Raw genomic sequence first — 13646 nt, forward strand, 5'->3', positions numbered from 1 at the left:
CTATATTGTTAGAAATGAGGAGAAGAATCATGTTTAATTTTTTTAAAAAGAAAGAACAAGAACCAGTTAAATCTAAAGAAGTAACCTTATATGCACCAGCAGATGGTGAGTTAATCAAGATAGAAGAGGTTAATGATTTAGTTTTTGCTGAAAAAATGATGGGAGATGGCTTTGCTGTAAAACCAGCTAATGGCACGATTACGTCGCCAGTGGATGGCGAAGTAACAACGGTTTTTCCAACCCAACATGCCGTAGGGCTATTAAGTTCTTCGTTAGAAGTCTTACTTCACATGGGAATTGATACAGTTTCTCTAGATGGTAAACCATTTACTACACAAGTAAAAGAAAAACAAAAGTTAAGTCATAATGATGTCGTATCCAAAATGGACTTAGCCGCCGTGAAGGCAGAAGAAAAAGAGACGGACATCGTGGTTATCTTTACAAATGGTGATGAAGTGATAAAATCGTTTGAACTAACCAAAACAGGTATGGTCTCCAAAGGCGAGGAAGTCGGAAAAGTCTTCCTAAAATAAATACCACTGCAACAATTATGCTTGATTTTTCACCTTTTTGACGAATAAATAATAGAAGCAAAAGCCCACCAATCTCTAGATGAGTTTTGGTGGGCTTTTGAGTGTTAGAGTTATGCCAAAGCAATACAAACACATTCTGGGGCGTAGGTGGCGTTATCAATAAAGGATAGTTTACCTGTCTCTTGGTTACGATAAAAAACACTTAGGTGGTCACTGTCTTGGTGAGGAACTAATACATAATGCTCCGTTTGATCTAAAATAAAATCACGGGGGATTTGTCCGACCGTTCCAATTTTTTGAATTTCAGTTAATAAACCATTATCTTCATTAACTTCAAAGACCGTTAAAATATCATGGAAACGGGATGAGGCATATAGAAATTTTCCATCTTCAGTGATACGAATAGCAGCACCCGCTGCATCTGTACGATAGTCATTAGGGACGTTATCAAGTGTTTGGACTAAGGTGAATGATAAGTCATCATTTATTTGAAGGACATTGGTGGTATTATTTAATTCACCAATGATATAAACAATTGGTTTGGCTGGATGTAAGACCGCATGACGTGGGCCAGTTCCATCAGGCATTTTATATTCATAACTCAAGCTAAGTTTACCTTCATCATCGATGGCATATAAGGAAACAAAATCTGTGCCTAAATCACAGACGATAAGCGTATTTTGATTAGGAGTGAGTAAGCCCATGTGAATGTGTGCTTTTTCTTGATTCGGGTGAACGCTTGATCCAGTATGGACAATCTTTTGGATATGATGGAGTTGATCGTTTTCATCTAAATGATAAACATCTAATTCACCATCACCATAGTTTGAAACATACACTGTTTGACTGCTTTCTCGGTATGAAACATGGCAACCTGAACTTTTAGTAGCTAATAAGCGGCTAATTTCTTGCCAATTGTTATGCTCATCGCGACGAAAGGCAACAATACCAGAATTTTCTTCTCCAGCTCCTCTATGAATCGCAAACATGAGTGATTTATCACGCGATAAACCAACATATGTTGGAGAACCTATGTTGGCAATTAATGTTGGTTGGCTAAATTTGCCTTCAACCTCATCAAATTGAATCGTTTTTAATCCCTCATTTTCACGTCTTGTATATCCACCCAGAATATATTCTTGCATATGAACAATCCCTTCTTAGTTAAATGTAATAATATTATAACACATTTTACCATGGTCTTTCAGTATTTCACAGAAGTAAGTTTAGGCATGTTATCGTAAAATATGCTAAAATAAGCAGAATAGGAGAAAGAACGGGGTGGAAAAGTGAGTCAAAAATCTTCCGATGGAAAAAGACGTAAAAATAGTTGGTTTTGGGAACTGTTTTTAAACAACAAAATAGTAACCACACTCTTGATTATTTTACTAATCCTTATTATTATTTGGCTTTTTGGGCAAATTAGCCATTATTTTCAACCTTTAGGTGTAATCGTAAACTTATTGGCCTTTCCAGTTATTACCAGTGGTATATTATATTATTTATTTTCGCCTTTAGTAAATAAATTAAGTCTTAATGGTGTTAATAAAAAAGTTTCAGTGTTTGCGATATTTATTGGGATTGTTTTATTGGTAACCTGGGGTATTATTACCTTGATTCCAATTATTCGGGATCAAACCCAGAGTTTTATTAATAATCTGCCTAGCTATTATGATTCCATTAGCAACATGATTGCTAATTTTCCATTTAATTTTGGTTTATCGGATTCATTTGATGGTATTATTGAATATATTAACCAAATTGATATAACGAGTTTGACGGAGCGGCTTAATCCTCTTTTAACGTCGACGGTGGGGGGATTAGGGAATGTCATCGGTATTGTTGCCCAAATATTTACAGGTCTATTAACAATCCCGATTATATTGTATTATTTACTCGTTAGTGGTCATAAAATACCGACATTTATCTTGTATTACGTCCCCAACAAATACCGTCCAGCCGTCAGTCGGATGATGTATCAAGGTAATTATCAGATTTCGCAATATATTCGGGGGCAAATTTTGGTTGCCATTGCTGTAGGTGTTATGTTTGGGATTGGTTATTCGATTATTGGTTTAGATTATGGTGTTACCTTGGCCGTTTTAGCAGCCATTTTAAATGTGATACCTTATTTAGGCTCAATTATTGCTGTGATACCTGCATTAATTATTGGATTGCTTACATCCCCAACCATGTTAATTAAAGTAATTATTGTCATGATTATTGAACAAACGATTGAAGGTCGCTTTATTCAACCACAAATTTTAGGGAATAGTTTAAAAATACATCCGATTACAATTTTATTTATCTTACTTATTTCAGGTCGACTATTTGGTTTAAGTGGTGTAATATTAGGTGTTCCTGGGTATGCAGTGATTAAAGTAATCATCAGTGAGATTTATGAATGGTATCGTGAAAACTCGGATTTATATGATGATCCATATGTTCCACCTTTAGTTTCGGAAGTGGATAATGAATTAGCTGTGGATATGTCATCACCTGATGAGAAAGATACAGATGATTCGCAAAATCACTATTCACCTAATAATATTAGCTAGTTTAAGGATTAGAAAGTTGGTAGGTCATGTCTATATTTAATAAAAGCAAGCGTCGGTTAACTTTGATGGTCGTCTCAGTGTTTTTTTTAGCTGCCTGTGATGATTTAAGTGGTCAATATGAACAATTTATTCAAGAACAAGCAGCCGACAGTCATGAAACGATTGAATCAGTAGTTTCCGATAATTCAGAACATCTAATGAATGACGTAATTGATACACGTCTCGTCCCTGAATTTAATCAAGTAGAATCTGAATTACATACTTTAGAAGGTATAGAAATTGGCGAGACGTTATTTGCTTCAACGCAATCGCATAGTCAAAGTCAAGATGCTTTTGAAATAAATATCCGCACCTTTAAATTATTTGAAGTTGATTCCATCGATGAATCACTCCTCAAGGATTTTGGTTATAGTGAAGATGCTGCTGCTGTAGTTTTAATCCATGCAGCGATTACGAATACAACTAATGAGACATTTTATTTTCCCATTGAAGAATTACGGTTATCGTATCGAGATGCCCCTATGAGCTTTTTACCTAGCCAAACATTATACCCATCGGCTAGTGGGAATCTTAGTCAAATTCTGTTGCAAAATAATGGCGAAATTACAGCAGGTACCATGGTAGAAGGTTATGTGGTATATGGTTTAAACGCCTCTGCATTAGAAAGCATACAAGCAGCCGAAAGCTTCTATTTGAATGTCGTGCCACCAAGACAAAATGTGGACGAAATCGTTGGCTTAGGGGCTAATCTACTAGGTAACGAACTTCCTTTATTTTTACCAATAACAGACGAGGCAGAAGAAGAAATAAGTTTAAATAATACCTATATTCAAGATCGTCTAACCACAGAATGGTGGGGAACTAAAACCCTATTAGCCGCAGAAGATGTCAGTTTGACGGATTCTGATCAAGACGTTCATTATCAAGTTGAGAAAATTGAAGTAGCTGATTTTGAGCCTTTTGAAAATTATGTGGATGCCTTTCAAAATTTTAATTATGGTCAAGTCATTGTATCCGTTCAATACACCGTTGATAATCAATCGCAACATGCCATTTTACCGGTTGACGGGGATGCGAGTTTAGTGATTGGTGAGGATGAAATTAAAAGTGACTATGCCTTAATTAACCAATTATATGGTGAAGTATTACAACCCGGCGAATCGATGACAGTGATTAAAACTTTCGCTTTAGATAAAATGCGTTATTATGATGTGTGGCAAGGGATGAATTTTTACATCGCTATTAACACACCGATTGACGATAGCTACTTAGAAAATCAATCAGATGATGAAGTAGGTAATGAAAGCACTTCAACCGATGAATCCACTGATAGGTTAAATGAAAGTGTCGATGAGTTTTTACAGGAAGATACAAGCATCGTGGTTAATGATGGTTGGAATGATGAAGAAATGGACGGCTTTGAAGAGACATTAGACCTACTATTTGTTCAGTTCAGTTGGGAGCCGGTTTATCAACGTTATATTAATGATGACTTAGATATTGTTAGCCAACGCGATGAAGTGCCTAATTTAATGCTCGATGAAACACCAGATGACATAGAAGTGATAGAAGATACAGAAGAATAAGGGGGTATTCGTTTGGGAGCTATTGTTAATGCTTTAGCCATCATTGTTGGAGGTGGCATAGGGTTATTGGTTAATCGTGGGATTGCCCCGCGTTTTCATGAACGTATTATGCAAGGAATTGGCTTGTGTGTGTTGGTCATTGGAATTAGTGGCGCTATACAAGGTAATGACACCATTATAACCATTCTTTCCATGGTTATTGGGATTATTATTGGAGAAGCCTGCAATTTTGATCAAATGGTAATCAATTTAGCCAATAAGTTCGAAGCGAAAATTAATCCTAATGCGGATGGTCCTAGCTTATCCCAAGGCTTTGTGAGTGCTTTTTTACTCTTTTGTATTGGCTCAATGGTGATTGTTGGGTCGTTAGAAAGTGGGCTACAAGGTGATAATACAACCCTTTACACTAAAAGTTTAATGGATGGTATTTCATCTATTTTATTGGCTTCATCGCTTGGAGCGGGTGTTTTAGCTTCAAGTATTCCCGTATTGATTATTGAAGGGGGCTTAACCATTTTTGCCTCATTTCTTGAACCCGTTTTATCAGCTTATACAATCAACGAAATGATTGTTGTGGGTTCCATTCTATTAATCGGCTTAGGTCTAAATCTATTAAATATCACCAAGCTAAAGATTTTAAATTTCACACCCGCCATCTTTATCCCCATTATTTTTGGTCTGTTTTTAGGGTGAAAATAAGAGGGGTTAGCAAATTGATTAGAACAAGTTTTCCCAACGCCAAAATCCGGACGTTAAATAATATCACTATTATTTAACGTCCGGATTTTTCCGTTTTATTTTCCTAATCATTCATATGCCTGTCAAAATTTACGAAGCACTATTTTCTTTTTGTTGGATGGCTAAGTCTACCAGATGACGAGCTAGCCATTCGTTACGCACAAGTAAGGGACCATGGAAGTATGAGCCAAAGACATTGCGATAATGGACACCTTCGGTTTTATCTTGGCCATTGTTGCCATTGCCTTTTATGACCTTACCTAGCGGTTGCAAGGCATCGGTTAAGTAGGTAACACCATTGTGATTTTCAAAACCATAGTAGGTTTGTTGATTCACTTCGTCGAAAATCTCAATGTCACCGATGAAACGACTATCGATTTGTCGTTCAGTATAATGGGGCATAACCCCTAAACCAATAATTTTTTCTCCGATTGAGCTGACATAATATTGCCCTAATAACTGGAAACCCCCACAAATGGCTAACATAACCCCATCATTTTCAATGTAGCTTGTCATTTCTTTTTTGAACCGGCCGATATTTTCCGAAATAATTTTTTGCTCGAAATCTTGCCCACCACCAAAGAAAATGATGTCATAATCGTCAGCAATAAAATCATCCTCTAAACTTACAAGGCTTGTCTCGACTTGATAGCCTTTCTCACGGGCATAGTATTGAATCATGAGAAGATTCCCGTTGTCACCATAGGTATTCATTAAATTGCCATATAAATGGCATATACGAAGTGTTTGCATCTTGAATCTCCTTTACTTTAAGTAACCTTTGTCAATCAGCTTTGAACGTAGGTCTAACATGGCTGTATAGGTGGCTAAAATATGTACATATTCTGTATCACAATTTTCGATAGCCGAAATAATTTGATCCTCATCTATTTCCTCGATGGCTTCAGGCGCAATCCCAGCTACTTTCAAACGTAAGGTCATTTCACTGGCACGCATACCTGAGGTGTAGGCATGTTGAATCGGGTAAGTGGCTAGTTGTTCATAATTACCATCCCATATCCAACTAACATCTGTTCCATCAGCATATTGATTATTTAAAATAGCGGCTAAGGTAAAAGGATTTTCATCCAGGCCGATTAAATCGATTACTTGATTTAATCCAACGGGGTTTTTCACCAAATTCAATAATACTTTTTTACCTTTGACTTCAAAAAATTCTTGACGCCCAAAAACACGTTCTGCTTGTTTAAAGCCTGTTACAATATCATTGGCTGCTACGTCAAACAGGCGAGCAACACTAAAAGCAGCTAAAGCATTATAGATATTATACAGACCGGCTACAGGAATCGTTAATTGAGTGTTTTCGATGGTAAAGGTTGAATCGGTTAAGTTTAAGTCGTCGATTTGCGTGACGCTGTAATCCAGTTCTGGACGCTCTAGTCCGCAATGCTTACAATAATAGTGGCCTAAATTGGCATAGGTTAGTGAGTGATAATTTAGTATATGGTGACAATTCGGGCATAAAATACCATCTGTATTATAATGGGGTGTGACATCATGGGGTTCTTCATGGTCGAAGCCGAAGTATTTTTTCGGATTAGGTAATTCGACCGATTGGAAAATGGGTGAATCACCATTAGCTAAAACAGTCGCTGTCGGTGTCATTTTAGCTGCATCAGCCATTAATTTATAAATGGAATAAATCTCACCATATCGATCCATTTGATCGCGGAAAACATTCGTATGAACATAAAATTTTGGTTGTAGATATTTCACGACATGTTTTAATGAACCTTCATCCACTTCAAGTACGGCTACTCCGCGTTCATTTTTTGGTAGTTTGGGTGCTGCAAGAAAGGTACTGATGATTCCTTGTTGCATATTTGAACCGGTTGGATTGGTTAAAACATGAGGGTATTTTTGTTTGAGGGCATGGACCGTAAGAGCCGTTGTCATTGTTTTACCATTTGTCCCCGTGATAATAATGACATCATAGGCATCCGCTAAGGACGCTAAAATATCTGGGTCAATCGTTACGGCAATTTTCCCTGGCAGGCTACTACCACCACGCGTAAAAGTGGTTAACCCCCAACCAGCAAACCGGCCAATCGTTTTGGCAAAAGAACTTCGTATGGTCATGTATTTGTCTCCTTCTCAAGCAGATATAAAATTTATCATTGCATTTGACTTTTCTATTTTAACAATTGAAGTGAAATTTGCAAAGTTAGCAAAGATATTTATTAAAAAACAAAGAAGTTAAGTTAATAATATATACTATATCAAAAAATAAGTTATATTAGGTATAATATGATGATTAAGGAGGGATATTATGAAAATTGCCATTGCTGGTTCAGGTGCATTGGGTTCAAGTTTTGGTTTTATGTTGCAAAAGGGTGGGCATGATGTCACGCTCATGGATTACTGGGATGAGCAGATTCAAACGATTCGTGAACACGGCTTAACAGCAAATGTCAATGGTGTGATTGAGACGATTAGGATTCCCATTGATAAACCTGAAAATATTCAAGATAGCTTTGATGTTGTCTTTATGTTTACTAAATCAATGGGCCTTAGACACATGCTTAAAGCTATAGCCCATACGCTAACCGTAGATACCAAGATTGTTTGCTTGTTAAATGGTTTAGGCCATGCGAAAACGATAGCTGAATATATTCCAACTAAAAATATTATTATGGGAACAACGGTATGGACAGCCGGTTTGGATGCGCCAGGCAAGGTGCATTTAATGGGTCATGGTCCGGTTGAGATTCAGGAATCAGATCCTAGTGGTAAAAGTGAAACCCTGGCGATTGTTAAAGTGTTGCAGGATTGTGGCCTAAATGGGGTCTATAGTGAAGATGTTCATTTTACGACTTGGCGGAAAGCTTGTGTGAATGGAACCATGAATTCATTATCCGCTATTTTAGATGCTAATATTGAAGAGCTTTTTTCAAGTACACAAACCCATGCCATGGTAAAAGAAATTGTCAAAGAATTTGCTGCAGCGGCAGAAATTGATGGGGTTGATTTAAATGTGGATGAAATTGTCGATTATATCAATCAAGCGTCAGTCAATTTAGGCTCACATTATCCTTCAATGCATCAAGACATTTCCAATCGTCGCTTTACTGAAATTGATTTTCTTAATGGGACAGTGGCAAAAATGTGTGAAGACAACAACATCCCAGCTCCATACTGCCGTCTAATCACTCAACTCATTCATGCTAAAGAAGAAATATTAGGTGTGAAATAGTTTTAAAGTTTTACTATTAAAAATATGTAGTTTGAATTCAGTTTGATTTCTCACATTCCTCTCTCATTGTAAGAATCATTCATTGACTCTGACTCAAAATTATTCTAATATGAGTAGTTGAAAGAATATTAGAAGGTGAAAGGTGAGAATGAATGGCACAGTTTTATTTTAAATATGGGGCAATGAACAGTGGGAAATCCATTGAAATTATTAAAGTGGCTCATAACTATGAAGAGCAAAATAAACCCGTAGCAATTTTTACCAGTGCCCTTGATGATCGGACGACGGTTGGATTGGTTGCTAGCCGGATTGGTTTTCAAAGAGAGGCGCAGGCTGTCAAAGAAGAAACGGATTTATTTGAAGCGGTCAAAGCCATTCAACCGAAACCCTTTTGTATATTAGTTGACGAAGCCCAATTTTTAACGAAACAGCACATTATACAATTATCACATGTCGTCGATGATTTAGATATTCCCGTGATGGCTTTTGGTCTAAAAAATGATTTTATGAACGAATTATTTGAAGGGTCTAAATATCTATTGCTTTATGCGGATAAAATCGAGGAAATTAAAACAATATGCTGGTTTTGTCATAAAAAAGCAACCATGAATCTACGGTTTCACGAAGGGCAACCTGTTTATCATGGGGAGCAAATCCAAATTGGTGGGAATGAGTCTTATTTGCCCGTATGCCGTAAATGCTATCATCATCCGGGAAAAATTGTAGAGTAGCAGTGAGATTTATTAAGTGAGGAGTATTAGATGTTTGATCAATTAGATAGTTTGATTTTTCGTTTTGATGAAATTCATGAACTTTTAAGTGATCCGAGTGTGATTTCAGACACTAATCGTTTACGTGATTTGACGATTGAAGAAGCGGATTTAAGACCAAAAGTTGAAAAAATTAAACGTTATAAACAAGTAGAAACAGAAATAGATGAAACGGAAGAGATGCTAGATGAAGGTCTCGATCCGGAAATGACTGACTTAGCTAAGACGGAGCTCAGTGATTTAAAAACAGAACGTCAACAATTAGAAGATGATATCCGTATTATGATGTTACCAGAAGACCCTAATGATGGGAAAAATATTATTATGGAAATTCGGGGAGCCGCCGGTGGGGATGAGGCTCAATTATTCGCCGGTGATTTGTTAAATATGTATACCCATTATGCCGAAAGCCAAGGTTGGCGCGTCGAAATATTGGATGCTAATATTACCGGTATTGGTGGCTATAAAGAAGTTTCTTTAATGATTACAGGCGATAAAGTGTATAGTAAGCTTAAATTTGAAAATGGCTCGCACCGTGTGCAACGCGTTCCAGAAACCGAATCACAAGGGCGCGTACATACGTCAACGGCTACGGTCGTTGTTTTACCTGAAGCTGAAGAAATTGATTTTGAAATTGATGAAAATGATATTCGGGTCGATATTTATCACGCCAGTGGCGCGGGTGGACAACATGTTAATAAAACGGCTTCCGCTGTTCGTTTAACCCATATTCCAACGAATACCGTGGTAGCGATGCAAGATGAGCGTTCACAGTTGAAAAACCGTGAGAAAGCGATGAAAATCTTACGTGCCCGTGTATTTGATCAAGTTCAAGCTGAAGCGCAAGCCGAATATGATTCAACCCGTAAATTAGCTGTGGGTACGGGCGATCGGTCTGAGCGCATTCGAACGTATAATTTTCCTCAAAATAGGGTAACAGATCACCGAATTGGTTTAACCATTCAACAATTAGATTCTATTTTAAGTGGTAAATTAGATGATATCATCGATGCTTTGGTTTTATTCGATCAAACCCAAAAGTTGGAGGAATTGAATGGACCAAAAGTCTAGTCAAACATTACATGAAGCTCTTCGTCGAGCTTCAATTTTTTTAGAGAAAAATCAAATGGATCCGGAATTAGCAAAAACCTATTGGCTCATGGCTTTTGATTGGAATCTAACCCAATTAGTCCAAGCTTTACATCAACCTGTACCACCAGCCGATATTCAATACTTTGAAAGTATTTTGAAACGTTTGGCCAACGCTGAACCGATTCAGTATATATTGGGTTATGCGGATTTTATGGGGGAACGCTTTAAGGTGACTCCAGATACACTGATTCCTCGAGAAGAAACCGCTGGGATTATTGAGTTAGTCCGTGCTTTTTTGGAAGAAAAACCAACGGCACAAGTGTTAGACATTGGTACTGGCACGGGCATTCTAGCCATTATGCTAAAAAAACTATTTCCAAGGACACAACTAACAGCGGTTGATATTTCACAAACGGCTTTAGCTATAGCTAAGGAAAATGCTCAACAAATAGACGTTGAAGTTAATTTTATTCAAAGTGATTTGTTAAAAGCCATCGATTTAGAACAGAAATTTGATTTAGTTGTGTCGAACCCACCTTATATTAGTGTCCATGAAAGCGACCTGATGGATGAAAGTGTTAAGAAATTTGAACCGCCATTGGCTTTGTTTGCTGAAAATAATGGCCTTGCTATCTATCAACAATTAGCTCAAACATTACCCGCTTTTATGAATCAACAAGGGCGTATCATTTTTGAAATAGGTTATCGACAGGGGAATCTAGTGAAAAAGCTTTTTGAAGCAGCATTTCCTCAAGCAAGGGTTGATGTTTTTCAAGACTATAATCAACTGGAGCGTTATGTAGTCATCCAATTAGACTAGTGGCATTCCATAGAAAGAGGCTATATTTATGGAAGAATATCAGCAAACACAGATCTTTGATTTTAACAATTTAAATGAGGCTGCCGATATTTTAAAAGCGGGTGGTTTGGTTGCTTTTCCAACTGAAACCGTTTATGGACTCGGTGCAATTGCTAACAACGAAGCGGCTGTCAAACGGGTGTTCAAAGTCAAAGGAAGACCGAGTGATAATCCCCTGATTGTTCATATTGCGAATCAGAAACAGGTCGATCAATATGTGGCTAGCATCAATGAGACGGCCCAACAATTAATGGATTTATTTTGGCCAGGTCCCTTAACAATTATTTTTCCTGCTAAAGAGGGTGTATTTGCTTCAAGTATATCAGCCGGTAGACCAACCGTATCCTTACGAATGCCCAATCAATTAGAAACATTGTTACTCATTGAAATGGTCGGTTTTCCCTTAGTCGGTCCAAGTGCTAATATATCAGGTAAACCCAGTCCGACAAAATTAGAACATGTACTGCATGATTTTAATGGTAAAATAGATGGGGCGGTAAAAGCACAAACGCCTCAAACCTTGATTGGTGTCGAGTCAACGGTTGTGATTGCCGAAGCTGATCGAATCGTTATTTTGAGACCAGGAGCGATAACACAAGATATGTTAAGTCAAGTGGGTAAGCCGGTGGTTGAATTATCCGCTCAAGAACAGTTAGAGAACGAAGGTGTACAATCACCGGGCGTTAAATATGTCCATTATAGTCCTAAACAACCTGTCTATTTAGTAGATGCTTCAAACGCCATCCGTGATTGGCAGGTATTTATTCGGAGTTCAAAAGTAAAGATAGGCTTATTAGCGGATGAAGAGTGGCTTGCAGTATTGCAAGATGAACCAATGATAACGCAAGTGTACTCCTTAGGTAAACGTGACGATATTGCAAAACATACGCAAGAATTGTATGCTGGTTTAAGGTATTTAGAAGATACTGATTGTGAAATTATTCTTGTCCAAGGCCTGGCTGAACAGCCGTCAGCACATGCCTATATTAATCGAAGTAACAAAGCAGCGAACTATATCATTTAATTTAAGAATGGAGCGAATATGTCCGTGGAAAAGCAATATGTAGAAGATTTACAAGTGTTTGAGTTGATTGAAAAAGAGAAAGACCGTCAAATGAATGGTATTGAGTTAATTGCATCTGAAAACTTTGTTTCACCCGCCGTTATGAAAGCACAAGGTAGTGTCTTAACCAACAAATACGCTGAAGGGTATCCTGGTCGCCGCTATTATGGTGGGTGTGAGTTTGTCGATCAAATTGAACAACTAGCTATTGACCGTGTGAAAGAATTGTTTGGCGCTGAATTCGCAAATGTTCAACCACATTCAGGCTCTTCAGCTAATTTAGCTGTCTATCGTGCCTTTTTACAACCTGGGGATAAAGTCCTAGGCATGGATTTATCGCAAGGGGGTCATTTAACCCACGGATCACCAGTAAACTTTAGTGGACAATCTTATGACATGTATAGTTACGGTGTCGATGAAAATGAATATTTAGACTATGAGGCACTAGAGGCTACAGCCCATGAAGTAAAACCTAAAATGATTATTGCGGGTGCTAGTGCTTATTCACGTGAAATTGATTTTGAGCGTATCGGCAAGATAGCTAAAGAAGTTGGAGCTATCTATTTTGTGGATATGGCGCATATTGCTGGTCTGGTGGCTACAGGTTACCATCAAAACCCGGTTCCCTATGCGGATGTGGTGACCACAACGACACATAAAACCTTACGTGGACCACGTGGAGGAGTTATTTTAGCTAAGAAAGAACATGCAAAGAAAATTAATAGTGCCGTGTTTCCTGGTACCCAAGGAGGTCCCTTAGAACACGTGATTGCGGCTAAAGCCGTTGCTTTTAATGAAGCCTTACAACCCGCTTTTAAAACATATATTGGACAAATTCTTAAAAATGTTAAGGCAATGGTTGAAGTCTTTAATCAAGGACCTTTACGTGTTATTTCTAGCGGAAGTGACAATCATTTATTTATGCTGGATGTCACACCGGTTGGAATAACAGGTAAGGAAGCTCAAGAGCGTCTTGAAGCAGTAGGCATTACCGTTAATAAAAACTCCATTCCTAATGATCAAAAATCATTTGTTCAAACCAGTGGTATTCGGATAGGAACAGCCGCCATAACGACCCGTGGTGTCAAAGAGGACGAAGCAGCTTTAATTGCTGAGTTAATTACAAGCTGTTTACAAACAACGGATGAAGCTGAATTACAAACAATTCGTGAAAAAGTTCGCCGTATCGTTGAAAACAAACCCCTTTTTGCAGTATAATAGACAATTGAAAAA

General features: G+C 37.7%; 13 protein-coding genes. 10 read left to right on the forward strand and 3 right to left on the reverse strand.

Annotated features, from left to right (window positions below):
- Positions 1–29: 29 nt before the first annotated feature.
- Positions 30–533, forward strand: a complete 504-nt coding sequence (locus NRE15_RS13950) for a PTS sugar transporter subunit IIA (RefSeq protein ID WP_313793471.1) — start codon at positions 30–32, stop codon at positions 531–533.
- A 110-nt stretch (positions 534–643) separates the two neighbouring features.
- Here NRE15_RS13950 and NRE15_RS13955 read toward each other — a convergent pair whose 3' ends face one another.
- Positions 644–1678 (reverse strand): lactonase family protein, encoded by a 1035-nt coding sequence (locus NRE15_RS13955; protein ID WP_313793472.1) that lies wholly within the window; start codon positions 1676–1678, stop codon positions 644–646.
- A gap of 144 nt (positions 1679–1822) precedes the next feature.
- On the opposite strand from NRE15_RS13955, the gene NRE15_RS13960 reads away from it, so the two are divergent.
- From NRE15_RS13960 to NRE15_RS13970, 3 genes are read left to right on the forward strand one after another with little or no spacing between them, the layout of a single operon-like run.
- On the forward strand, positions 1823–3091 hold the full coding sequence (locus NRE15_RS13960) for an AI-2E family transporter (protein WP_313793473.1): 1269 nt from the start codon (positions 1823–1825) through the stop codon (positions 3089–3091).
- A 26-nt stretch (positions 3092–3117) separates the two neighbouring features.
- Positions 3118–4677 (forward strand): hypothetical protein, encoded by a 1560-nt coding sequence (locus tag NRE15_RS13965; RefSeq protein WP_313793474.1) that lies wholly within the window; start codon positions 3118–3120, stop codon positions 4675–4677.
- A gap of 12 nt (positions 4678–4689) precedes the next feature.
- Entirely contained in the window at positions 4690–5370 is a 681-nt protein-coding gene (locus tag NRE15_RS13970) for a DUF554 domain-containing protein (protein WP_313793475.1), read from the forward strand.
- Between the two features lie 135 nt (positions 5371–5505).
- On the opposite strand, the gene NRE15_RS13975 is transcribed toward NRE15_RS13970, so the two are convergent.
- Positions 5506–6168 carry a type 1 glutamine amidotransferase gene (locus NRE15_RS13975; RefSeq protein WP_313793476.1) on the reverse strand — a complete coding sequence of 221 codons (663 nt, stop codon included), beginning with the start codon at positions 6166–6168 and terminating at the stop codon, positions 5506–5508.
- 12 nt (positions 6169–6180) lie between these two features.
- Positions 6181–7515, reverse strand: a complete 1335-nt coding sequence (locus NRE15_RS13980; RefSeq protein ID WP_313793477.1) for a Mur ligase family protein — start codon at positions 7513–7515, stop codon at positions 6181–6183.
- Between the two features lie 190 nt (positions 7516–7705).
- On the opposite strand from NRE15_RS13980, the gene NRE15_RS13985 reads away from it, so the two are divergent.
- The 6 genes from NRE15_RS13985 to NRE15_RS14010 all read left to right on the forward strand — a co-directional run bounded on the left by NRE15_RS13985 (position 7706) and on the right by NRE15_RS14010 (position 13631).
- Positions 7706–8629, forward strand: a complete 924-nt coding sequence (locus NRE15_RS13985; RefSeq protein WP_313793478.1) for a 2-dehydropantoate 2-reductase — start codon at positions 7706–7708, stop codon at positions 8627–8629.
- Positions 8630–8781: 152 nt separating this feature from the next.
- A complete protein-coding gene (locus tag NRE15_RS13990) occupies positions 8782–9360 on the forward strand; it encodes a thymidine kinase (RefSeq protein ID WP_313793479.1) in 579 nt (192 codons plus the stop codon).
- Between the two features lie 30 nt (positions 9361–9390).
- Entirely contained in the window at positions 9391–10470 is a 1080-nt protein-coding gene (gene prfA / locus NRE15_RS13995) for a peptide chain release factor 1 (protein ID WP_313793480.1), read from the forward strand.
- Positions 10454–11311, forward strand: a complete 858-nt coding sequence (prmC, locus tag NRE15_RS14000; protein WP_313793481.1) for a peptide chain release factor N(5)-glutamine methyltransferase — start codon at positions 10454–10456, stop codon at positions 11309–11311. Before prfA ends, prmC begins: the two co-directional genes overlap by 17 nt.
- 28 nt (positions 11312–11339) lie before the next feature.
- Positions 11340–12374: an L-threonylcarbamoyladenylate synthase gene (locus NRE15_RS14005; protein ID WP_313793482.1), complete on the forward strand. Its 1035-nt coding sequence runs from the start codon at positions 11340–11342 to the stop codon at positions 12372–12374.
- Between the two features lie 18 nt (positions 12375–12392).
- Positions 12393–13631, forward strand: a complete 1239-nt coding sequence (locus tag NRE15_RS14010; RefSeq protein ID WP_313793483.1) for a serine hydroxymethyltransferase — start codon at positions 12393–12395, stop codon at positions 13629–13631.
- Positions 13632–13646 lie beyond the last annotated feature (15 nt).

The sequence above is a fragment of the Fundicoccus culcitae genome (assembly GCF_024661895.1).
Taxonomy (GTDB): Bacteria; Bacillota; Bacilli; order Lactobacillales; family Aerococcaceae; genus Fundicoccus_A; species Fundicoccus_A culcitae.